This is a genomic window from Streptomyces daqingensis (assembly GCF_014645895.1).
In the GTDB taxonomy this organism is placed as follows: Bacteria; Actinomycetota; Actinomycetes; order Streptomycetales; family Streptomycetaceae; genus Streptomyces; species Streptomyces daqingensis.
In genome coordinates, this window is sequence record NZ_BMMP01000003.1 from 1 (window position 1) to 21598 (window position 21598).

At 72.3% G+C, this 21598-nt stretch carries 18 protein-coding genes and 1 rRNA gene; 12 read left to right on the forward strand and 7 right to left on the reverse strand.

The features are described 5' to 3' along the window. The first annotated feature begins 142 nt into the window (after nucleotides 1-142). The 3 genes from rrf to IEY56_RS05000 all read left to right on the forward strand — a co-directional run bounded on the left by rrf (nucleotide 143) and on the right by IEY56_RS05000 (nucleotide 1906). A 5S ribosomal RNA gene (gene rrf / locus IEY56_RS04990) occupies nucleotides 143-259 on the forward strand. 262 nt (nucleotides 260-521) lie between these two features. Then, entirely contained in the window at nucleotides 522-1124 is a 603-nt protein-coding gene (locus tag IEY56_RS04995) for a hypothetical protein (protein ID WP_189036263.1), read from the forward strand. Continuing rightward, nucleotides 1121-1906, forward strand: coding sequence for a tetratricopeptide repeat protein (locus tag IEY56_RS05000; RefSeq protein ID WP_229711673.1), 786 nt, complete (start codon nucleotides 1121-1123; stop codon nucleotides 1904-1906). Before IEY56_RS04995 ends, IEY56_RS05000 begins: the two co-directional genes overlap by 4 nt. A gap of 66 nt (nucleotides 1907-1972) precedes the next feature. Here the strand turns inward: IEY56_RS05000 and IEY56_RS05005 are convergent, their stop codons facing one another. The 5 genes from IEY56_RS05005 to IEY56_RS05025 all read right to left on the reverse strand — a co-directional run bounded on the left by IEY56_RS05005 (nucleotide 1973) and on the right by IEY56_RS05025 (nucleotide 8961). Continuing rightward, nucleotides 1973-3778, reverse strand: a complete 1806-nt coding sequence (locus IEY56_RS05005; protein WP_189035870.1) for an IucA/IucC family protein — start codon at nucleotides 3776-3778, stop codon at nucleotides 1973-1975. Beyond that, nucleotides 3775-4407 carry a GNAT family N-acetyltransferase gene (locus IEY56_RS05010; protein ID WP_189035871.1) on the reverse strand — a complete coding sequence of 211 codons (633 nt, stop codon included), beginning with the start codon at nucleotides 4405-4407 and terminating at the stop codon, nucleotides 3775-3777. Before IEY56_RS05010 ends, IEY56_RS05005 begins: the two co-directional genes overlap by 4 nt. After that, nucleotides 4404-5771 carry a lysine N(6)-hydroxylase/L-ornithine N(5)-oxygenase family protein gene (locus IEY56_RS05015; protein WP_189035872.1) on the reverse strand — a complete coding sequence of 456 codons (1368 nt, stop codon included), beginning with the start codon at nucleotides 5769-5771 and terminating at the stop codon, nucleotides 4404-4406. The genes IEY56_RS05010 and IEY56_RS05015 overlap by 4 nt, the downstream gene beginning before the upstream one ends. Nucleotides 5772-5810: 39 nt before the next feature. After that, a complete protein-coding gene (locus tag IEY56_RS05020; protein ID WP_189035873.1) occupies nucleotides 5811-7391 on the reverse strand; it encodes a pyridoxal phosphate-dependent decarboxylase family protein in 1581 nt (526 codons plus the stop codon). A gap of 280 nt (nucleotides 7392-7671) precedes the next feature. Then, complete coding sequence (locus tag IEY56_RS05025) at nucleotides 7672-8961, reverse strand: DUF1015 family protein (RefSeq protein WP_189035874.1); 1290 nt, start codon at nucleotides 8959-8961, stop codon at nucleotides 7672-7674. Nucleotides 8962-9134: 173 nt separating this feature from the next. Between IEY56_RS05025 and IEY56_RS05030 the strand changes: the two genes are divergently transcribed. Beyond that, nucleotides 9135-10232 (forward strand): HAD hydrolase-like protein, encoded by a 1098-nt coding sequence (locus IEY56_RS05030; protein ID WP_189035875.1) that lies wholly within the window; start codon nucleotides 9135-9137, stop codon nucleotides 10230-10232. 45 nt (nucleotides 10233-10277) lie between these two features. Here the strand turns inward: IEY56_RS05030 and IEY56_RS05035 are convergent, their stop codons facing one another. After that, nucleotides 10278-11198, reverse strand: coding sequence for a siderophore-interacting protein (locus tag IEY56_RS05035; protein ID WP_189035876.1), 921 nt, complete (start codon nucleotides 11196-11198; stop codon nucleotides 10278-10280). Nucleotides 11199-11426: 228 nt separating this feature from the next. Further along, complete coding sequence (locus IEY56_RS05040) at nucleotides 11427-12452, reverse strand: ABC transporter substrate-binding protein (RefSeq protein ID WP_189035877.1); 1026 nt, start codon at nucleotides 12450-12452, stop codon at nucleotides 11427-11429. Nucleotides 12453-12771: 319 nt separating this feature from the next. Here IEY56_RS05040 and IEY56_RS05045 point away from each other — a divergent pair, with 319 nt between their 5' ends. The 8 genes from IEY56_RS05045 (at nucleotide 12772) to IEY56_RS05080 (ending at nucleotide 21575) form a co-directional block, all read left to right on the forward strand. Beyond that, nucleotides 12772-13752, forward strand: a complete 981-nt coding sequence (locus IEY56_RS05045; RefSeq protein ID WP_189036206.1) for a FecCD family ABC transporter permease — start codon at nucleotides 12772-12774, stop codon at nucleotides 13750-13752. Beyond that, nucleotides 13749-14780 (forward strand): FecCD family ABC transporter permease, encoded by a 1032-nt coding sequence (locus IEY56_RS05050; RefSeq protein WP_189035878.1) that lies wholly within the window; start codon nucleotides 13749-13751, stop codon nucleotides 14778-14780. The genes IEY56_RS05045 and IEY56_RS05050 overlap by 4 nt, the downstream gene beginning before the upstream one ends. 122 nt (nucleotides 14781-14902) lie before the next feature. Beyond that, nucleotides 14903-15868 (forward strand): ABC transporter ATP-binding protein, encoded by a 966-nt coding sequence (locus IEY56_RS05055; protein ID WP_229711623.1) that lies wholly within the window; start codon nucleotides 14903-14905, stop codon nucleotides 15866-15868. 58 nt (nucleotides 15869-15926) lie between these two features. Further along, nucleotides 15927-16451 (forward strand): hypothetical protein, encoded by a 525-nt coding sequence (locus tag IEY56_RS28265; protein ID WP_373292032.1) that lies wholly within the window; start codon nucleotides 15927-15929, stop codon nucleotides 16449-16451. 3 nt (nucleotides 16452-16454) lie between these two features. After that, entirely contained in the window at nucleotides 16455-17261 is an 807-nt protein-coding gene (locus tag IEY56_RS05065) for a TlyA family RNA methyltransferase (RefSeq protein WP_189035879.1), read from the forward strand. Beyond that, nucleotides 17258-18202, forward strand: coding sequence for an NAD kinase (locus tag IEY56_RS05070; RefSeq protein ID WP_189035880.1), 945 nt, complete (start codon nucleotides 17258-17260; stop codon nucleotides 18200-18202). Before IEY56_RS05065 ends, IEY56_RS05070 begins: the two co-directional genes overlap by 4 nt. A gap of 129 nt (nucleotides 18203-18331) precedes the next feature. Beyond that, a complete protein-coding gene (gene recN, locus IEY56_RS05075; RefSeq protein WP_189036208.1) occupies nucleotides 18332-20083 on the forward strand; it encodes a DNA repair protein RecN in 1752 nt (583 codons plus the stop codon). A gap of 334 nt (nucleotides 20084-20417) precedes the next feature. After that, the gene (locus IEY56_RS05080) at nucleotides 20418-21575 is read left to right on the forward strand and encodes a glycosyltransferase family 4 protein (RefSeq protein ID WP_229711624.1); all 1158 of its coding nucleotides are present in this window, start codon (nucleotides 20418-20420) and stop codon (nucleotides 21573-21575) included. The last annotated feature ends 23 nt before the right edge of the window (nucleotides 21576-21598 follow it).

Below are 21598 nucleotides of genomic sequence, written 5' to 3' on the forward strand. Positions count from 1 at the left end.
GTACTAATAAGCCGAGGGCTTGACCATTGATTGCTCGCGTCCACTGTGTCAGTTCTGAGGCAACAACCACACCACAAATAATTGCAGAGTGAGTGTGTGTTGCCGATATAGGTTTCCACCACCCGGTGTGGTGGTGGTGTGTTTCGGTGGTCATAGCGTGAGGGAAACGCCCGGTTACATTCCGAACCCGGAAGCTAAGCCTTACAGCGCCGATGGTACTGCATGCGGGAGCGTGTGGGAGAGTAGGACACCGCCGAACTATTCTTATGGGCCCGTGGCCTGCAGCGTGCATGCGCTGTGGGTCACGGGCTTTCTTGTTTTTCTGGAAAGTCATTTGTGCGGCGCGGCAGAATGAAATGCGGTAACCGCAGACAGGAGTCACCCGATGTCCACGAATTCGCCCGACGACCGAGCTGAGGGTCGTCCCAGCCAACCCGGTTCGGGCCGCGGCGAGGACCGGCCTCGAGGCGGCCGGCAGGACGGCAGGGACGATCGCCGGGGCCGGGGCGACAGCTCGCGGCGTGAACGGAGCGATCGGGACCGACCGCGCAGTGGTGGCCGGGACGGGGACAGGGGCCGTAGGAGCGGTGGTGGTCCGCGCCGCAGTGACGACCGCCGCGGTGACGACCGCCGTAGCGACGACCGGCGTAGCGACGACCGGCGTGGTGGCTTCCGTCGGGATCAGGGTGACCGGCCGTCGTATCGGGACCGGGATCGCGACCGGGACAGCCGTGGCGACAGGGACGACCGTCGTGGCGGCGGCCGCTCCGGTGGTGGCCGCTTCGGAGACAAGCGTCCGGACGCCGGCAGGTCCGAGGGCCGTCGGTACGGCGGCGAGAGGCGGTCCGAGCAGCGGCGGGACGACCGTCTGCGGGGGCCTCGTCGCGATGAGCGGGGACCGCGCCGCGACGATGAGCAGGGTGGCGGCAGGCGTCCGTACGGACAGGGCGGTGGCCGTGGCCGGGACGAGCGGGAGCGTGGGGGGTTCCGTGGTCGGCGCGACGACCGCGGTCGCGACGACCGCGGCGGTCCTCCGCGCAGGCCGGGCCGTGAGCGCGGGGACCGGCGTGACGAGCGCAGGGACGACCGGCGCGACGACCGCCGGCAGGACCGGGAGCCGCTGAAGCGGCTGCCGATCGACGAGGACGTCACGGGAGCCGAGCTCGACAAGGACGTCCGGCAGGAGCTGATGAGCCTGCCCAAGACGCTGGCCGAGGACGTCGCCAAGAACCTGGTGATGGTGGCGAAGCTGCTCGACGAGGACCCCGAAGCGGCGTACGGCTACGCGAAGGTCGCTTTGAGGCTGGCCTCGCGGGTGCCGTCCGTACGGGAGGCCGCGGGCTTCGCCGCGTACGCGGTGGAGAAGTACGCCGAGGCGCTGGCCGAGTTCAGGGCTGCCCGTCGTATGACCGGTCTGCAGCATCTGTGGCCCGTGATGGCCGACTGCGAGCGCGGGATGGGCCGGCCGGAGAAGGCACTGGCGATGGCCGGTGAGCCGGAGGTGCAGAAGCTGGACAAGGCCGGGCAGGTGGAGATGCGTCTCGTGGCAGCCGGTGCCCGCAGGGACATGGGGCAGGCCGAGGCGGCTGTGGTGACGCTGCAGAGCCCCGAGCTGGCGTCCACTTCCCAGCAGCCGTGGACGGCCCGTCTGCGCTACGCGTATGCCGACGCGCTGCTGGAGGTCGGGCGCGAGGACGAGGCCCGTGAGTGGTTCGCGAAGGCGCTGGAGGCCGACCAGAGCGGCGCCACCGACGCCTCCGACAGGCTGGCCGAGCTGGACGGCGTGGAGTTCGTGGACGCGCTCGATCCGGATGCCGAGGACGACGACGCCTCGGAGACCGTGAAGGCCGTGCATGAGGAGGCCCGGTCCGAGCGGGACGAAGGGGCTTCCGGCGCGGAGAGCTGACCGAGCCTGAGCCGAACGAACGACAAGGGCGGGACCTCCCCCGGGAGGTCCCGCCCTTGTCGTTTCTCAGGCCGCGTAGCGGGCCAGAGGGTTCTCCAGGGTGCCGACGAGCTGCAGGGCCCCCGCAGGGTCCTGCAGGTCCACCATCTGCTGGTTGTTGCGCAGCTGGAGCCTGTTCAGGCAGGACAGGGCGAAGGACTCCGTGAAGAGGTCGTAGCGCTCGAAGCGGTCTGCCCGGTGCGGGGCGGACTTCTGGTAGTCGCGGACGCACTCGGCGACGGTCGACCAGAAGGTGTCCTCGTCGAGGGTGCCGCGGTCGGCGAGGATCCCGTTGAGGAAGCGCAGGAAGCAGTCGAAGACGTCGGTGAAGAGGGAGAGGACCTTCATCTCCTCGGGCACGTCCGCGCGGATGCGCTCGACCTCCGGCGGGAGCGGGGTGTCCTCGCTCATCACGGCAATCTCCTCGGCGATGTCCTTGAAGATCGCCCGCTTCGGTACGCCGTTCTCGTCGAGTACGAGGATGACGTTCTCGCCGTGCGGCATGAACACGAGCTCGTACTCGTAGAAGCAGTGCAGGAGCGGAGTGAGATACGTGTCGAGGTAGCGGCGCAGCCAGGTGGCGGCGTCGAGCCCCGACTGCTCGATGAGGGCCGAGGCGAACGAGGAGCCCTCGCTGTCGACGTGGAGCAGCGACGCCATGGTGGCGAGCCGCTCTCCGGGGCCGAGGAGCGGGACCGGGCTCTCCCGCCAGAGCGCGGCCAGCATCTTCAGATACGGGGAGCCCTTGGGGGCGGCGGCCTCGTACGGGGCGGGGTGGTACCCGACCGCGGCGCATTCGCGGAGGACGGCCAGGCCGGAATCGCGGAGGACTTCGTCACCGGAGACGAGCTCGGCGAGCCAGTCGTTGATGGCGGGGGTCGCCTTCATGTAGGCGGCGGAGAGTCCACGCACGAAGCCCATGTTGAGTACGGACAGCGCGGTCTTCACGTAGTGCTTCCGGGGGTCGGAGGCGTTGAAGAACGTGCGGATGGACTGCTGCGCGAGGTGCTCGTCGTCTCCGTGCCCGAGGCAGACGAGGTGCCGATGGGCGATCTCGGCGGCGAAGGTGACCGACAGCTTGTTCCACCACTGCCAGGGATGGACGGGGATGAGGTAGTAGTCGTCCAGGTCCAGGCCCGCCTCCGACATGGTGGCGGAGAAGCGGCGCAGCGTGGCCGCGGAGAGCTCGGACAGCACCAGCTTGTCGTACCGGAGGTCGGCGGACGTGGTGAAGGTGGCGTGGCCGCGGTGCGCGGCGACCCAGATCAGCCGCACGGGCGCGCCCGCTTCGGGGGCGTAGGCGCGGTACTCGGCGACGTCGAAGCCCAGACGTCCGTTGTTCGCGACGAAGCAGGGGTGGCCTTCGGTCATGCCCGCTTCGATCTCCTGGAAGGCGCCGGAGCGGGCGAGCCGGCCGGCGCTCACCGGCGGGCGCGTCAGCTTGTACGCGGTGCTGGCCAGGGTGGAGCTGATCTCTTCGAGGTAGACGGGGAGGATCTCCTCGCCCAGCTTCAGCGAACTCTTGAGTTCGGTGATGAAGGCGAGGGCGTCCAGGGGGAGCTGGGCGCCGTCACGGTGGCGGGTGATGCTGTCGGCGTCGACCTGCCAGTGGTCCAGGGACAACTTCCGTGCGGAGAAGCGGTATTCGGTGGAGCCGTCGTCGCTGCGCACGGTGAAGCAGCCGTCGCCGTCCAGCGGCTCGGGGGTGAGCAGCCGTTCGTGGGTGAACTCGGCCAGCGCCTTGCGTATGAGCAGTCGGCCGGCTCGTTCCCAGTGCTCGGGGGTGAGGTGGGCCACGGCGTCGCGGGGCGTGAGGGCGGATGGGGTGGTCATCGGCTGGTCTTCCCTCCTCGTGCTTCGCATGCGGCCTTGAACTGGTCCCTTGTGCACATGCTCAGGTAGGCGTTCTTCTCGGGTTTGGCGAGGGTGCGTTCGACGCGGAAGCCGACGGCTTCGTTGAGGGCGTGCACCGCGGTGTTGCGTACGTCGGGCTCGACGACGACGCGTTCGGTGGCCGGGTCGGCGAAGAGCATGTCCATCACGGTGGTGATGACGGCGAGCGTGAACCCGTGCACTGGCGTGTCGGTGGGTGCGCAGAGGAAGTGCATGCCGACGTCCCCGGGCCGGGCTTCGTAAAGTCCCTTCAGCTCGACGTGTGCCGGGTCGTAGCGCTCCATGAGGAAGCGGGGCTCGCCCTCGTGCAGGCCGAGGAAGGCGTCGTGGTGCTCCGACGCGGCGATGTCCGTGAACTCCCGTTCGACGTCCGGCAGCTCGGCGTCCTGCAGCAGGTAGAAGGCCGACTTCGGGTGGGTGACCCAGCGGTGCAGGAGCGGGGCGTCGGCGGCGGGGTCCACGAACGTGAGGGCGAACTCGCCCAGTTCCGGGTCCTTACGGGTGTGTACGAGGGGCCGGTCGTGCGGGCTCTGCGTGCCGCCGGCCTTGTCGCCCGTGCGGGTGCTCATGCTGTCGGTGCCTCCTTCCGGGTTGCCGGAGCGGTGTCCGGGGAGGTGTCCGCCACAGGGGCGGCGAAGTCCTGGAAGGCGATGGAGCGTTCGACGGGGTAGTACTCGCGGCCGAGCAGCTCCCGGATGATGCAGGAGTTGCGGTAGGCGGCCATGCCCAGGTCGGGGGTGACGAAGCCGTGGGTGTGCAGTTCCGCGTTCTGGACGAAGATCTCGTTGCCCGGTGAGGCTCCGCTGTCGATGCGGTAGTCGCGGCGCACGTCGAACCGGCCCTGCTCGTCCCAGCCGATGAGGTCGGTGAGGGGCGAGAGGAACTCGGGTGTGCGGTAGCGGTAGCCGGTGGCCAGGACGAGTCCTTCGGCGGTGAGGGAGAAGTCCTGCTTCTGCTCCTCCTGCCGCAGCCCGAGGGTGTACGAGCCTGACCGGGGGTCGTAGGAGGCGTCCGTGAGCGCGGTGTTGGTCATCAGCCGTGTGGGGCAGGGGCCGCGACGGCTCTTCTGGTAGAGCAAGTCGAAGATGCCGTCGATGAGTTCGGTGTTGATGCCCTTGTAGAGGTTCTTCTGCGAGGCGTTGAGCCGGTCGCGCGTCTCGGAGGGGAGTCCGTAGAAGTAGTCCACGTACTCCGGGGAGGTCATCTCCAGCGTCAGCTTGGTGTATTCGAGCGGGAAGAAGCGCGGGGAGCGTGTGACCCACGTCAGGTGGTAGTCGTGCCCGTCGATGTCCTGGAGGAGGTCGTAGTAGATCTCCGCCGCGCTCTGGCCGCTGCCGACGACGGCGATCGAGGACTTCTCCTGCAGCGCGGACTTGGTGTCCAAGTACCGGGAGTTGTGGATCAGGTCGCCGCCCAGGCCCTGGCAGGGCTCCGGGATGTGGGGCGGGGTGCCGGTGCCGAGGACGAGTCTGCGCGCGCGGTACGTGCGCTGCTCGTGGGAGGCGCTGTCGTCGGCGTGCACGAGGTACGTCCCGTCGCGCTCGTCGAACTCCACACGTGTGACGCGGTGGTTGAACCGTACCGAGCTCAGCTTCGAGGCGGCCCAGCGGCAGTAGTCGTTGTACTCGGCCCGCAGGGGATAGAAGCTCTCGCGTATGTAGAACGCGTAGAGGCGCCCGATCTCCTTGAGGTAGTTGAGGAAGGAGAAGGGGGAGGTGGGGTCTGCCAGGGTGACCAGGTCCGACATGAACGGCGTCTGCAGGGTGCTGTCTTCGAGCAGCATCCCCGAGTGCCAGTCGAACTCCGGCTTGTCGTCCAGGAACAGGCCGTCGAGTTCTTCGATCGGCTCCGTGAGGCAGGCCAGCCCGAGGTTGAAGGGGCCGAGCCCGATGGCGACGAAGTCGTGTACAGGGAGGGTGTCTTGTGTGGACACGTCAGTCGGTCTCCGGATCTGCGAGTGCGGGGCGGGTGGTCAGCCGGCGCGGCGGCTCAGTTCGGGGCCGCTCTGCGTGCAACGCAGAGTAGCGCCGCCGCCCCGTGCGGTGTTCCGTGCGGCTGACTGGCCGACCCCGCTCGTCAGGCCGTGGTGTTCGGTCAGGTGGCGGCCTGCGTGCTCGGCGATGAGGTCGAGGACGGCGGCGATGTCGGAGAGGGAGGTCTCCGGGTTGAGCAGGGTGAACTTCAGGTAGTGGCTGCCGTCCACGACGGTCGATGCCACGACTGCCTCTCCGGAGGCGAACAGGGCTTCGCGGGCATGCAGGTTGACCTCGTCGACGAGTTTGCGTCCCTCGGCCGAGTGCGGGACGTAGCGGAAGACGAGCGTGCTGAGCTGGGGTCGGGTGACGACCTCGAAGCGCGGGTCGTCGCTGAGGAGCCGCCAGGCTTCGGCCGTCCGGTCCACGACCTCGTCGAAGAGCTCTCCGATGCCGTCGGCGCCCATGATGCGCAGCGTCATCCACAGTTTGAGCGCGTCGAAGCGGCGGGTGGTCTGGATGGACTTGTCGACCTGGTTGGGGATGCTGTTCTCCGCGGCGCGCGCCGGGTTCAAGTAGTCGGCGTGGTAGGTGACGTGACGCAACGTGGTCTCGTCCCGGACGAGGACCGCGCTCGAACTCACCGGCTGAAAGAAGGACTTGTGGTAGTCGACCGTGACCGAGTCGGCCCGCTCGATGCCGTCGAGGAGGTGGCGCCGCCGGGAGACGAGGAGTCCGCAGCCGTAGGCAGCGTCCACGTGCATCCAGGTGCCCGCGCTCTCGCACAGGTCGGCGATCTCGGGCAGCGGGTCGATGCTGCCGAAGTCCGTCGTCCCGGCCGTGGCGACGACGGCCATCACCACCAGGGCCTCGCGCTCGCACTGTTCGAGCTCGGCGGCGAGGGCGGACGTACGCATCCTGCGGTCGTCGTCGCACGGCACGGTGATGACGGCGTCGGGACCGAGGCCCAGGAGCGTGGCGGCCTTCTCGACGCTGAAGTGGCTGCACTCGGAGGTGAGGATGCGCAGCCTGGGCAGGATCTCGGGCTTGCGCAGGGGGCTCGCGGAGTTCTTCTCCACGAGCCGGCACGCCTCGTCGCGGGCGAGCAGCAGGGCCTGCAGGTTGGACTGGGTGCCGCCGCTGGTGAAGATGCCGTCGGAGGCGCGTCCGAAGCCGATGCGGCCGGCCGTCCACTCGATGAGGCGACGTTCGATGAGGGTGCCGCCCGCGCTCTGGTCCCAGGTGTCCAGTGAGGAGTTGACGGCGGAGAGCACGGCTTCGCCGAGCACTGCCGGGATGACCACCGGGCAGTTGAGGTGGGCGAGGTAGCGCGGGTGGTGGAAGTAGACGGCGTCGCGCAGGTAGACCGTCTCCAGTTCGTCCAGTGCAGCAGCCGGGTCGCCCAAAGGCTCCTCGAGGTTCACATCCGATACGGCCGGGGCGAGTTGAGCCGGTTCGATACCCGTGAACGGGCGGTCGGCTCGGGCGATCCGCTGTGCCACTCGCTCGACACCGGCCGTGAGGGAGAGCCGGTAGTCCTCCGCCGTCCTGTCGTTGAGCAGGTGTGACCTGCTGCTCATGAACTGTCCTTCCTGACACGGACGAAACTGCACCGCACGGGCCGCGCGGTCAGGTAAGGCTAGCCTAACTCGAACTGGATCAGGGCGGCATGGGGTGGGTGCCTGAGTGATGAAGATGACGTTTGCGCCGCGCACAGCGCTGTCGGCCGGCGGGGGCCGGCGGCGCGCACCGGAGCGCCGTGGACGGGTCAGCGGACGCGGCGGCCCGTGCGCGGCCGCGAGGAGGACGGACGGGTCGCCGGGTGCCAGGTGCCGGGGAGCGGGCCGCGGACGGGCAGGCTCAGTGCGTCCCTTCGTCCAGGACGCGCAGCACCAGCCCCGTCGCCGGTTTGGGGCCGAACGACGTGGACTTGCGGGGCATCGTGACGCCCTGCTCCGCGAGCCGGCGCACGGTCTCCTCGCGCACCGGCCGCATCAGCACCGCGGTGCCCCCGAGTTGGGCGGCCTTGCCGACGGCGGCGGACGCGTCGTGGATGTAGGCGATGTCCTGCGGGCGGTCCGGGACGCGCCACACGGACTCGAGCAGCGCGGAGTGCAGCACGGCCGCGTCGAGCTGCCGCCACTCCTCGGGGCGCCGCGCGTCCAGGGCCCGTTCCAGCAGAGCAGGTGCGGGGCGGTCCAGGAGGTGGAAGGTGCCGCTGCCGTCCGTGAGTAGGAAGGCGTTGCCGGGTGTGGAGCCGAGGGTTTCGAGCGCCTGGGGCAGCGCCTGCGCCAGCGGGGTCACGCGGAAGGCCTGTTGCGCGTCGACGGCGTCCAGCGCGCTCTTGAGCGGCAGCCGGGGCAGTACGCGGTGGATCGCCTGTACGCGCAGGGGGTAGCGGGCAGTGTCCACGAGCAGCACCAGGCCGTGGTTCCAGGGGGAGTCCTCACCCGCGGCGGCGCTCTTCGAGTGCTCGTCGCGCAGGCGCAGATACGTCGCCCAGCGGTGGTGGCCGTCCGCGATCAGAGCGCGGTGCTGTGACAAGTCGGCGTGGACCGCGTCGAGTTCGCCCGGATCCGTCACGGACCACAGGCGGTGCGAGAAGCCGTCCTCGGTCGTGGTGGCGAGCAACGGTGCACGGAGCACGGCCTGTTCGATCACGGCTGTGGCGCCCGAGGCGGTGCCGTCCCCGCGGTACGAGAGCAGCAGTGGCTCCAGATTCGCGCCCGTACCGCGCATCAGGGCGGCGCGGTCCTCGACGACCTCGTCTATGACGCCCTCGTGCGGCAGCACCTTGCCGTCCTCGGGCGGGGACAGCTCCAGCGCGCCGATCAGTCCGCGCTGCAGCACGTCGCCGCGCCGCTGCTCGTAGACGTACAGCGCGGGCCGCGGGTCGAAGGCCATCACGCCCTCGGCCAGCCACTGGCGTAGCGTCCGGGCGGCCTTGGTCTGACGGGCGGACTCGTCGTCGGCCTCCGGCAGGATCAGCCGGACGATGTTGTAGGGGTCGGAGGTCTCCAGATCGCGCACTTCGTCGGGCCTGACCACGACGTCGTACGGCGGGGAGGTCACCGCGGCGAGACCGCTGACCTTCCCCGGGGCGTAGCGCAGCCCGCGGAAGGGGGAGAGCCGGAGGCCGTCACTGGTCATCCCTGCATGCTAAGCCGGGGCGACCGCGGGGGCGGGGGAGGGTGCGTCCGGGCGGGACGGGATGATCGGGGGAGTACTGCGTGCCCGTGGCGTCCCCGACGGCCGGGCCGGTGCGGCCGGGGGACCGGCCTGGCAGCAAGGACCGTCGCAGGACCGTCGCGAGGAGAGAGACCATGCAGGGCACTGCGCGCACGCGCCCCTCCGGTTGCAGCCGTGCGCTGCGGGAGGAATACGACACGGCGCTGCTCGACCTGGACGGGGTCGTGTACGTCGCCGGAGAGGCCGTGCCGCACGCCGTGCCGTCCCTGGAAGGCGCCCGCGAGGCCGGGATGCGGCTGGCGTACGTGACCAACAACGCGGCCCGGACCCCCGGTTCGGTGGCGGAGCACCTCAGCCGCCTGGGCGTGCCCGCGGAGGCCTCCGACGTGATCACCTCGGCCCAGGCCGTCGCGAGGCTGATCGCCGAGCAGCATCCCGCGGGCGCCCGCGTCCTGGCGGTCGGCGGTGACGGGCTGAGGCAGGCGCTGCGTGAACGGGGCCTGACCGTCGTGGAGTCCGCCGACGACGACCCGGAGGCGGTGGTCCAGGGCTACGGCGGCCCGGAGCTGCACTGGGGCCGGCTGGGCGAGGCGGCGCTCGCGGTCGGACGGGGCGCGGTCTGGTACGCGTCCAACGGCGACATGACGATCCCCGGCGACCGGGGCATCATGCCCGGCAACGGGGCCGCGGTGGAGGTCGTACGGGTCGCGACGCGGTGGATGCGGGAGGCCCCCGAGCCGCAGATCGCGGGGAAGCCGCTGCCGCCGATGCACAAGGAGACGATCCTGCGGACGGGGGCGAGGCGTCCGCTGGTCGTCGGCGACCGCCTCGACACCGACATAGAGGGCGCCCACGCCGGGGGAGTCGACTCGCTGCTCGTCCTGACGGGCGTGACGGGCGGCGCGCAGCTGCTGGCCGCGCCGCCCGAGCATCGGCCCACCTATGTCGCGCGCGATCTGCGCGGACTGGCCGAGCCGCAGCCGGAGTTGACGGAGGCGCCGGCGGAGGCGGGCACGGGCGGGAGCGGAGGACGGCCGCCCCGCGAGGCGCGGGGGCCGGTCATCGGATGCGGTGGCTGGCGCGCGTGGGCGGGCCCGGACGGGCTCGGGCTCGACGGGGACGGTGAAGTGCTCGACGGGCTGCGGGCGTTGTGCGGTGCGGCATGGGGCGCGGCGGGGGACGGCACGTGCCGGCTCGACGCGGGAGCGGCGCTGGCGCGCCTCGGGCTGTAAGGCCCGGCGGGCGCCCCTCCCCGCCCGCCGGGCCGCTCTGCCCGGTCAGTCGCTGCCGGCTGCCGCCGCGCTCGTGACCGCTTCCTCGATGAGCTGCTCCTCCGTGGTGTCCGCCCGCCAGTAGCCCGTGAACTTCACGGCCCGGCGGTCGAATCCGCGTTCGCGCACCAGATGCCGCCGCAGGGCCTTGACCGTCCCGGCCTCGCCCGCGATCCACGCGTACGGAGTGCCCTCGGGGAGATCCGCGGCCCTGAGGGAGCCGAGGACGAAGTCCGTGCGCGCCCGGGCGGTGTTGTCCCTGACGAGCCAGGTGATGTCGGCGTCCGCCACCGTCGGCAGGTCCTGGATGTCGCCGGCCTGGGACACCTCGAGCCACACCTTCGCGGGGGTGCCGGGCGGCAGCCACTCCAGTATCCCAGCGACGGCGGGCAGGGCCGTCTCGTCACCGCTGATGAGTACCCAGTCGGTGCCGGGCGGCGGCCTGAAGTCGACGCCGCCGTTGTCGTCGACCACAGGGCCGAGGAGCGTGACGCGGTCGCCCGGGCGTGCGCTCGCCGCCCACCGCGACGCGGGGCCCGAGGCGACGAAGCCCGACCCGCCCGCGTCGGCCGGGTCGCCCACGCCGTGCAGCGCGAAGTCGACGTCCAGCTCCTCGCGGGGGAACCGCCGCTGCTCGCGCACGGTGTAGGTGCGCATGATGCCGCGCACGTCCGGGTCCATGGCCCGCCAGACGGTGAACCAGGCGTCGCCGGCGTCGCTCGGCACGACCGGCGCGTCCTGGCCGGGGTGCGGCAGGAAGAGCTTGATCCGCTGGTCGCGCCCGCCCGAGGCGAACCTCCGCAGGGCCTCACCGCCGAAGGTGACGCGCACCATCGAGGGGCTCAGGCGCCGGGCCGCCACCACGTGCACGTCGAAGAACTCGAACGGAACGGCGAGGGCGGGGGCTTCGGGGGCTGCGGTACTCATGCTGGCTCTCCTCCCGGAGTGCTCTGCGGACGGGGAGACCGTCCGTGCGTACTGGGCGGTCCGAGTGCTTCACGCCGGGCCGGCCAATTGGGCGGCCCGGGCGGTGCCGCGCGGTGCGTGGGTCTGCGGCGGTGTCTGCTGCACGGCGACGGGGCGGGGGCGCGGCTTCCGGTCCGGCGGGCCGCCGGACCGGCGCCGGCCGGGCTGTTCGCCCGCCGGCCCTCCAGGTCAGCGGACCTTCTTCGCTTCCTCGATCGCCTTCGTGAGCGCTTCGAGGAGGGGTGCGGCACCGGCGTAGGAGAAGCGCGGCTCGGCGTCCCACGTCGTCACCTGCCCGGCCTTGACCGCGGGCAGGTCGGACCAGGACGGCTTGGACTTCAGGGCGTCCGGCTGGAGAGCCTGCGTCCGGTTGTCGAGCATGATCACGTCGGCCTTGTACTTGTCGGCGTTCTCCCAGCTCAGCTCCTCGAAGAAGCCCTGCTTGCTGAGCTTCTCGGGCACGACGATGTCGACGCCGAGCTCCTTGAAGTACTTCAGGTCCGCGTTGGCCTTCGGGTCGGACACGTACATCAGGTCCGGAGAGCCGGAGGCGGCCATCACCTTCAGGCCGCTCGACTTGGCGGTCCTGCGCAGCTTCTCGGCCGCCTTCTCGAACCGCGCCTTGTCGTCGGCGACCTTCTTCGCCTTCAGGTCGGCGCCGAGTGCCTCCGCGAGTTCGGCGAAGCGCTTGATCGACTCCAGCATCGAGGTCTCGGCGGTCTTGAGGGCCAGCGCGGGCGCGAGCTTGAGGATCTTCGACTTGCTCTCGTCCGGCACGTACCAGAGGGCGTCCTGGACGTACATGTTGGTGACGAGCAGCTCGGGCCGGGTCTTGGCGTACTTCTCGATGTCGAACTCGCCGTAGGCGTTGCCTATGATCTTGAGCTTGCCGACGTCCAGGTCGCCGGCCAGTACGTCCGGCTCGCCGTTCTTCTTCTTCGTCGGCCCGAAGACGCCGACGACCGAGTCCCCCGCGCCGAAGTCGTGCAGCGCCGCGGCGGTGCCGACGTAGGCGACGATGCGCTTCGGCTCCGCGTCCAGGCTGATCTTCTTCTTGCGGTCGTCCGTGAAGGACCAGGCGCCGCCCTTGCCGGACCCGGACCCCTGACCGCCGTCGCCTCCGCAGGCGGTGAGCAGAGCGCCGAGACCGAAGGCGCCGCCGGCGGCCAGCAGGCCGCGGCGGGAGAGGGCGGTGTGCGCGGACGAGTTGGGCATGACTGGCCTTCTCTTCTCAAGGTCGTACGGTCGGCTGTGTGCCGGGATGCTGGTTAGGTTAACCTAACCAAAGTCCCAGTTGTCCAGTGGCCGAGGGTCCGCCCCTCCTGGCCCCGACCGGAGCCGGTACGTGACGCTCATCAAGTCCCGCCATACGCACGGGGGTTCGGCCGACCCTCGGCCCGCGCCTCCCGCAACGCCCCCGGAACCGGGCCGGTCCGGCTCCCCGGGGGGACCGGCCGGCGGCGACCGCCCCGGCGGCGGCGCGAGTTCGCACACCGAGGGCCGCGGCACGGAGCGCGCCGGCCGCGGCCGCGCGCTGCTGCGCGCCGCCGGACTGCTCGGCGCCGCCGCCCTGTTGCTGCTCGTGTGCGTCCTCAGCCTCGCCGTCGGGGCGAAGCAGCTCTCCGGCGGCGAGGTTTTCAGCGGTCTGCAGGACCCCGCCTCCTCCGCGTACACGGTCGTCCACGAGATGCGGCTGCCGCGGACGTTGCTGGGCCTGCTCGCCGGTGCCGCGCTCGGCCTGGCCGGGGGCCTGATGCAGGCCCTCACCCGCAATCCGCTGGCGGATCCCGGCGTGCTGGGCATCAACGCCGGTGCCGCGGCGGCCGTCGTCACCGCGATCTCCCTGTTCGGGGTGACGGGCTACACCGGCTACATCGGCTTCGCCTTCCTCGGCGCCGCCGTGGTCTCGGTGGGCGTGTACGCCGTCGGCGGCGGCCGCGGAGCCACTCCCGCGCGTCTCGCCCTGGCCGGTACGGCCCTCAACGCGGCGCTCGTCTCCTACGTCAACGCCGTGCAGCTCCTCGACACCGCCTCTCTCGACCGGATGCGCTTCTGGACGGTCGGTTCGCTCGCCAGGGCGCAGGACGAGATCAACGCCAAGGCGCTGCCCTTCATCCTCACCGGCGTGCTGATGGCGATCCTCCTGGCGAGGCCGTTGAACGCGCTCGCCCTGGGCGAGGACGCCGCACGCGCGCTCGGCTCACGTCCGGAGGTGACCCGCGCCGCCGTCATCGTCGCGGTGACGCTGCTGTGCGGCGCCGCGACGGCGGCATGCGGCCCCATCGTCTTCGTCGGCCTGATGGTGCCGCACATGGTGCGGTCGCTGACCGGCCCCGACCTGCGCTGGATGCTGCCCTACTGCGCCCTGCTCGCGCCCGTGCTGATGCTCGGGGCGGACGTGCTGGGACGGGTGCTGGGCAGGCCGGCGGAGCTGCAGGTGGGCATCGTCACGGTCGTGCTGGGCGGGCCCTTCTTCCTCTACTTCGTCCGGCGCCGGAGGGTGGCGCAGGCATGAGCGTCATACGTACCGCGGGCGGCTGCTCCGTGGTGTTCCAGCCCCGGGCGCTCGTCACGGGCACGGTGTGCGCGGTCCTCGCGTTCGCCGTGGCCGTCATCGCCATCGGCAGCGGCGAATACCCCATGAGCCCGGTGGAGGTGCTGCGTACGCTCGCCGGCCAGGGCGACCCCGCCGACGCCTTCATCGTCAACGAACTCCGGCTGCCGCGCGCCGTGTCGGCCCTCGCGGTCGGTGCCGCCCTCGCGCTGGGCGGTGCCGTCTTCCAGGCGGTCGTGCGCAACCCGCTCGGCAGCCCCGACGTCCTCGGCTTCACCCACGGTGCGGCGACGGGCGCCCTCACCGCCATCGTGGTCGTCGGCGGCGGCAGCGCGGCGCTGGCGGGCGGCGCGCTGCTGGGCGGCGTCCTCACGGGCCTGCTGGTGTACGGGCTGGCCTGGCGGCGCGGGATGCACGGCTACCGGCTGGTACTCGTCGGCGTGGGCGTGGCCGCGATCCTCACCGGCGTCAACGGGTACCTGCTGACCCGCGCCCAGATCACCGAGGCCGGACGCGCCGTGCTCTGGATGACGGGGAGCCTCAACGGGCGCGGATGGGAGGACGTCCTGCCGCTGCTGGGCGGCATCTCCGTCCTCGTGCCCCTGGTGGTCCTGGGGTGTTCCCGGGGCCTGCGCATGATGGAGATGGGCGACGACGCCGCGTACGCCCTCGGCGTACGGGTGGAGCGGGTCCGCCTCGTGCTGCTCGCCGCGGCCGTGCTTCTGGTGGGCCTGGCCGCCGCGGCCGCGGGTCCGGTCGCTTTCGTGGCCCTGACGGCACCGCAGTTGGCGCGGCGGCTGACCAAGTCGCCCGGCCCCAACCTGCTTCCGTCGATGTGCATGGGAGCCGCGCTGCTCGCCTCCGCCGACCTCGTCGCCCAACGCGCTTTCGGCGAGAGCGAGTTGCCGGTGGGTGTGGTCACGGGCCTGCTGGGCGGCGGCTACCTGGTGTGGCTCCTGGCCACGGAGCGCAGGGCGGGACGGATATGAGCGCGGCGGACGCCTCCGCGGGCCGAGGAGCAGCCCGGCCGTCCGAGCCGGGGGACAGGGACACGAAGGCGACCGGTACGAGGGCCAGTGTTATCAGTGCGACCAGTGCGAGGACGACCGTGATGACTGAGCAGACACCGCGGGCGGAGCCGGCGGAGGCCGTGAGGGAGGACGCCGCGATGGGCGTCAAGGAGGGTTCCACGAAGGGCGTCGCGAAGGAAGGCGTCGCGGAGGCGCCCGCCGCGCTGTCCGCGCCCTCCCCGGGGCCGGCCGCCGGGGCCGGCGTGGGGCTCTCGGGGGAGGGGCTCACCCTCGCCTACGACCGGCGCACCATCAGCGAGAACCTGGACATCGCGGTGCCGGACAGCTCCTTCACGGTCGTCGTCGGGCCCAACGCATGCGGAAAGTCCACTCTGTTGAGGGCCCTGTCCCGGATGCTCAAGCCCGCCGCGGGCTCCGTGCTGCTGGACGGCGCCGACATCAGCCGCATGCCGGCGAAGAGGCTGGCGCGCACGCTCGGCCTGCTGCCCCAGTCGTCCGTCGCCCCTGACGGGATCAGCGTCGCCGACCTCGTGGCACGCGGCCGCTACCCGCACCAGGGCCTGCTGCGGCAGTGGTCGCGGGAGGACGAGCGAGTCGTGCGCGAGTCGATGGCCGCCACGGCGGTCGACGACCTGGCCGACCGCTTCGTGGACGAACTCTCCGGAGGGCAGCGTCAGCGGGTGTGGCTCGCGATGGCTCTCGCCCAGCAGACGCAGCTGCTGCTGCTCGACGAGCCGACGACGTACCTCGACATCGCCCACCAGATCGAGGTGCTGGACCTGTGCGCCGCACTCCACGAGGAGCAGGGCCGCACACTCGTCGCCGTCCTCCACGACCTGAACCACGCCGCCCGCTACGCCACGCACCTCATCGCCATGCGCGGCGGCCGCGTCGTCGCCCAGGGAGCTCCCGGCGACATCGTCACGGCGCAGCTGGTGGAGGAGGTCTTCGGCATGCTCTGCAGGGTGATCGAGGACCCGGAGACGGGAACCCCGCTCGTGGTTCCGGCCGCCCGGAAACGTGCGCCCGCGCCGCTGAGACCGTGAGCCTCGCGATCACGGCTCCGGGGCCGGGAGGTGCGGCGGAAGCGGTAGCGTCAGAGGCATGAGTGAGCCGATGCCGGGTGCGATTCCGGCGCAGCACGACGGAGGTCCCGCCGCCTCCGAGTACCCAGCGGAGAACGGGCCCCCGGAGCAGCCCCGTCCGGCGGCCCCGGCGTCGGCGGACGCGTCCGCGCACCACGCCCGGGAAGAGCACGCCCACGCTCCCGCCGGACACGCCGTGCCCGGAGCGGACGCGGCGGCGGACGCGGGAGGCGCCCCCGGAGCCGTGACCGGCCCGTACGTCCCGGACGGGAGCGGGGAACCGCCCGAGGAGGCGCCGGGGGCCGTCGGCGGAGAGCCCGACGACGGCCCCCGCCCCCTCGGCCTGCGGGTCGAGCCCACCGGGTACTCGCCCGTCGACGCGCACCTGCGGCGTCTGGAGGACGCGGACCACCTCGCGGTCTCGGGCCATCTCGAGGTCTACGAGGACGTGCACCGGGGACTGCGCGACACCCTCACCGCCCTCGACCGCCCCGCTCCCGGCCCCGCGCCCCGCGCGGCCGGCCATCCGCACCCGGGGAGCTGATCCGTGCCGCGACGCCGACTCGACGCGGAACTGGTGCGCCGCAAGCTGGCGCGCTCCCGTGAACACGCCGGCCGGCTCATCGCCGAGGGACGGGTCACCGTCGGCGGCAACGTCGCCGCCAAGAGCGCCACGCAGGTGGAGACGAGTGCCGCGGTCGTCGTCCGCGAGGACGAGAAGGACCCGGGCTACGTCTCCCGCGGAGGACACAAACTCGCGGGCGCCTTCGCGGAGTTCGTGCCGCTCGGCCTTGCCGTGCGGGACCGCCGCGCCCTTGACGCAGGAGCGTCGACCGGCGGATTCACCGACGTGCTGCTGCGCGCCGGGGCCCGCGAGGTCGTCGCCGTCGACGTCGGCTACGGCCAACTCGCCTGGTCGCTGCGGAGCGACGAGCGCGTCATCGTCAAGGACCGCACCAACGTACGGGAGTTGACGCTCGAGGACGTCGACGGCGAACCGGCGGACCTCGTCGTGGGCGACCTCTCCTTCATCCCGCTCGGGCTCGTGCTCCCGGCCCTCGTGCGGTGCGCCACCCCGGACGCGGACTTCGTGCTCATGGTAAAGCCGCAGTTCGAGGTCGGCAGGGAACGGCTGGGCAGCGGCGGCGTGGTGCGCAGCGCGGAGCTGCGTGCCGCGGCGGTCAGCGCCGTCGCCGGGCAGGCGTCCGCGCTCGGCCTCGGGACGATGGGAGTGACGGCGAGTCCCCTGCCGGGGCCGTCGGGCAACGTCGAGTACTTTCTGTGGCTGCGCGCCGGTGCACCGGAGATCGACCCGGCCGCTGTCGACCAAGCTGTCGCGGAGGGCCCGAAATGACGACATCCACCGGTGGACGCAGCGGCTCGCGGGACGGTGGGGCGGGGGACGGCGAACGCACCGTCTTCCTGCTCGCCCACACGGGCCGTCCCGCTGCCGTGCGCAGCGCCGAACTCGTCGTCCAGGGCCTGCTCCGCAACGGGATCGGCGTGCGGGTCCTGGAGGCGGAGGCCACGGACCTGCCGCTGCCGGAGTCCGTGCGCAGGGTGCCCTCCACCTCCGACGCCGTCGAGGGCTGCGAGCTGATCGTGGTCCTGGGCGGCGACGGGACGCTGCTGCGCGGAGCCGAGTTCGCGCGGGCCTCGGGCGTCCCGATGCTGGGCGTCAACCTCGGCCGCGTGGGCTTCCTCGCGGAGGCCGAGCGGGACGACCTGGACAAGGTGGTGCACCGCGTGGTGACCCGGGGCTACGAGGTCGAGGAGCGCATGACGCTCGACGTGCTCGTACGCACCGACGGGAGCACCGTGCACCACGACTGGGCCATCAACGAGGCGTCGGTGGAGAAGGCGGCCCGCGAGCGGATGCTGGAGGTCGTCACCGAGGTCGACAACCGGCCGGTGTCCCGGTTCGGCGGCGACGGTGTGGTGTGTGCCACACCGACGGGTTCCACGGCGTACGCCTTCTCGGCGGGCGGCCCCGTCGTGTGGCCGGAGGTCGAGGCGCTGCTCATGGTGCCGATCAGCGCGCACGCGCTGTTCGCCAGGCCCCTCGTGACCGCCCCGGACTCCGTGCTCGCCGTCGAGGTGCAGCCCCAGACTCCCAACGGCGTGATGTGGTGCGACGGGCGGCGCAGTGTCGAACTGCCCGCCGGCGCACGGGTGGAGGTGCGGCGGGGAGCCGTGCCGGTACGCCTCGCACGGCTGCACCACGCCTCGTTCACCGACCGCCTCGTCGCCAAGTTCGCGTTGCCCGTGGCCGGTTGGCGCGGGGCGCCGCACTGAGGAACGGTTCCGCGCGGCGGTGCCCGGCGCCACCCTCGGGCCGTGTTCCGCACGACGGGCCGGCCGGACACCGCCCGCACCGTTCCCGCCGGGACGGACCAGGGGTGGGGGTACCTCCGCGGACTGCGTATGGTCGTACCCGTGTTGGAGGAGATGCGGATCCGGTCCCTGGGCGTGATCGACGACGCCGTCGTCGAACTGTCCCCTGGCTTCACCGCGGTGACCGGTGAGACGGGTGCGGGCAAGACCATGGTCGTCACCAGCCTCGGGCTGCTGCTCGGCGGACGCGCCGACGCGGCGCTCGTACGGGCCGGAGCGAAGGCGGCGTCCGTCGAGGGGCGGATAGTCGTGGCCCCCGACTCGGCCCCGGCGGCGCGCGCGGTCGAGGCGGGCGCCGAGGTGGAGGACGGGGAGCTGCTGGTCAGCCGCACCGTCTCGGCCGAGGGCCGCTCCCGCGCCCATGTGGGCGGCCGTTCCGTCCCCGTCGGCCTCCTCGCCGAGCTCAGCGACGACCTCGTCGCCGTGCACGGCCAGACCGACCAGCAGGGGCTGCTGCGCCCCGCACGGCAGCGGCAGGCGCTGGACCGCTTCGCAGGCGAGGCCGTGTCCGTGCCGCTCGCCGCGTGGACCAAGGCGTACCAGCGGCTGCGCAAGGTCAGCGGCGAACTCGACGAGATCACCACCCTCGCCCGCGAACGCGCGCAGGAGGCGGACATGCTCCGCTTCGGCCTGGAGGAGATCGCGGCGGCCGAACCCCAGGCGGGCGAGGACGCGGAACTCGCCGCCGAAGCGGAGCGGCTCGGCCATGCCGAAGCCCTCGCCTCGGCCGCCACCACCGCACACGGCGCCCTGGCCGGTGACCCCGCCGACCCGGAGACCGTGGACGCCGGAGCGCTCGTCTCCGCGGCGCACCGCGCGCTGGAAGCCGTACGCGCCCACGACCCGGCGCTGGCCGCCCTGGCGGACCGGCTGGGCGAGGTCTCCATCCTCATGGGCGACGTGGCGGGGGAGCTGGCCGGATACGCCGACAATCTCGACGCCGACCCGCTGCGGCTCGCGGCGGTCGAGGAGCGCAGGGCGGCGCTGACGCAGCTCACCCGCAAGTACGGGGAGGACATCTCGGCGGTGCTCAGCTGGGCGGAGGAGAGCGCCGCCCGCCTCACCGAACTCGAGGGCGACGACGAGCGCATCGGCGAACTCACCGCGGAGCGGGACACGCTGCTCACCGAACTGACGGCGCTCGCCCAGCAGTTGACCGACGCCCGTACGGACGCGGCCAAGCGCTTCGCCGACGCCGTCACCGAGGAGCTCGCCGAACTCGCCATGCCGCACGCCCGCGTGACGTTCGCCCTCAAGCGCACCGACGCGGCAGAAGGCGCCGAGAGCCTCCAACTCGACGGCCGTGGCGTCGCGTTCGGGCCGCACGGGACGGACGAGGTCGAGCTGCTGCTCGCACCGCACCCCGGTTCGCAGCCCCGGCCGATCGCCAAGGGCGCCTCCGGCGGCGAACTCTCCCGCGTGATGCTCGCCGTCGAGGTGGTCTTCGCCGGTTCCGACCCCGTGCCGACCTACCTCTTCGACGAGGTCGACGCGGGCGTCGGCGGAAAGGCCGCGGTCGAGGTCGGACGGCGCCTCGCCCGGCTCGCCCGTTCCGCTCAGGTCGTGGTGGTCACGCACCTTCCGCAGGTCGCCGCGTTCGCCGACAGGCACCTCGTGGTGGAGAAGACCGACGACGGCTCCGTCACGCACAGCGGAGTCAAGGCGATGGAGGGCGAGGACCGGGTGCGCGAGCTGTCCCGGATGCTGGCCGGCCAGGAGGACTCCCAACTCGCCCGTGCGCACGCCGAGGAGCTGCTGGAAGCCGCCCGTACGGGGAGCTGAACGCCCGCACCGGCCGGCCACAAGTCCGGCCCGTGGCAGCTCGCCGGTGCGAGTCGGGAGCCGTGTGCCGTCCCGCCCGCGAGAGCCTGGGGCTGGAGGCCTGGCCGGCGTCGTGATCCGGCCGTTCGCAGCGTCCTCCGTGTGGGTGATAGCCGTGACGGGCCTCCGCGTGGAGCCGCGCCCGCGGCGCCGGTATGGTCCGAAGGCACCGCCGCAGGCTGGCATGCTGGTCGCACCGGCCGTACGGGCGAGTCCCCGCCGCCCGCCGCAGGGCACCCAGGCAGCAGCCGACCGTCCTACCGTCCCCGCAAGTCGCTTTGGAGACAGACCAGTTGTGACCCGTCCCGCCGCTCCGCCCCCGCCGTCCCTCGGTCCGGCACCACCCCACGCCGTACAGGTCGTCGACGGTGCCAGCGCGGGCACCGGCGCCCATGTGCGGTCCCTGGCCGAGGGGCTCGTGGCACGCGGGCTGCGGGTCACCGTTTGCGCGCCGCCCGGCGCGGAGGCGGCGTACGGATTCGAGAGCGCCGGCGCCCGCTTCGTGCCGCTTCCCGGGCGCATCGAGGCGGAGGCGGCCGCGGCACTGCGCCACGTCTGCGCCGACGCCGACCTGGTCCACGCGCACGGCGTCAGGGCCTCACTCCCGGCGCTGACCGCTCTGGCGCTCTCGGGGCGACGCCGGGTGCCCTTCGTCGTCACCTGGCACCGCAGGGGCCACGCCTCGGGCGCCCGCGCCCACTGGAGACGCTTCGTGGAGCGCCGGGTGGCCCGAGGCGCGACCGTCGTCCTGGCAGCGACGACGGACCTCGTCGACCGGGCCCGGCGGGCGGGGGCGCGCGACGCGCGGCTCGCACCCGTCGTGCTGCCGGGCCGCGTCCGCCGTGCCGGTGCCGACGCCGAGCCGTGGCCGGCGGACGAAGAGGAGCGCCGGCACCACGAATCGCGTGCCGCCGTCGGTGCGGCCGACCGCCCGCTGGTCTTCTCCGTGGGCCGTCTCGACGTCCACCACGGCTACGGCACGCTGCTCACGGCCGCGCGTGCCTGGCGCGGCCTGAACCCGCAGCCGCTGCTCGCCATCGCGGGGGAGGGGCCGCAACGCGGGGAGCTCCAGCGGCGCGTCGACCACGAGGAGCTCCCGGTACGCCTGCTGGGCCGCCGTGAGGACGCTTTCGAGCTCCTCGCCGGAGCGGACGTCGCGGTGCTCACCGCCCGCTGGGAGGGCCGATCCCTCCTCGCGGAGGAAGCGCTGCACAGCGGTGTGCCGCTGGTCGCGACCTCCGTCGGCGGTGTTCCCGAACTCGTCGGCGACGGCGCGGTCCTGGTGCCGTACGGGGACGCGGACGCCCTCGCCTCCGGAGTGACCGGACTGCTCGCCGACCCGGTGAAGCGGGAGCGGCTGGCGGCCGAGGGGCGCGCGCGGGCCTCAGAGTGGCCGACGGAGGAGGCCACCGTGGCCCAGGTGCTGAGCGTCTACGACGAGTTGACGGCCTGACCGCCCCAGGTCCGACGACCACG

Bases quoted from the DNA above. Each gene is read 5' to 3' on its own strand.
- IEY56_RS05005 (WP_189035870.1), bottom strand. From the start codon at position 3,778: ATGACCACCCCATCCGCCCTCACGCCCCGCGACGCCGTGGCCCACCTC.
- IEY56_RS05010 (WP_189035871.1), bottom strand. From the start codon at position 4,407: ATGAGCACCCGCACGGGCGACAAGGCCGGCGGCACGCAGAGCCCGCAC.
- IEY56_RS05020 (WP_189035873.1), bottom strand. From the start codon at position 7,391: ATGAGCAGCAGGTCACACCTGCTCAACGACAGGACGGCGGAGGACTAC.
- IEY56_RS05025 (WP_189035874.1), bottom strand. From the start codon at position 8,961: ATGACCAGTGACGGCCTCCGGCTCTCCCCCTTCCGCGGGCTGCGCTAC.
- IEY56_RS05030 (WP_189035875.1), top strand. From the start codon at position 9,135: ATGCAGGGCACTGCGCGCACGCGCCCCTCCGGTTGCAGCCGTGCGCTG.
- IEY56_RS05035 (WP_189035876.1), bottom strand. From the start codon at position 11,198: ATGAGTACCGCAGCCCCCGAAGCCCCCGCCCTCGCCGTTCCGTTCGAG.
- IEY56_RS05040 (WP_189035877.1), bottom strand. From the start codon at position 12,452: ATGCCCAACTCGTCCGCGCACACCGCCCTCTCCCGCCGCGGCCTGCTG.
- IEY56_RS05050 (WP_189035878.1), top strand. From the start codon at position 13,749: ATGAGCGTCATACGTACCGCGGGCGGCTGCTCCGTGGTGTTCCAGCCC.
- IEY56_RS05055 (WP_229711623.1), top strand. From the start codon at position 14,903: ATGACTGAGCAGACACCGCGGGCGGAGCCGGCGGAGGCCGTGAGGGAG.
- IEY56_RS28265 (WP_373292032.1), top strand. From the start codon at position 15,927: ATGAGTGAGCCGATGCCGGGTGCGATTCCGGCGCAGCACGACGGAGGT.
- IEY56_RS05070 (WP_189035880.1), top strand. From the start codon at position 17,258: ATGACGACATCCACCGGTGGACGCAGCGGCTCGCGGGACGGTGGGGCG.
- recN (WP_189036208.1), top strand. From the start codon at position 18,332: ATGGTCGTACCCGTGTTGGAGGAGATGCGGATCCGGTCCCTGGGCGTG.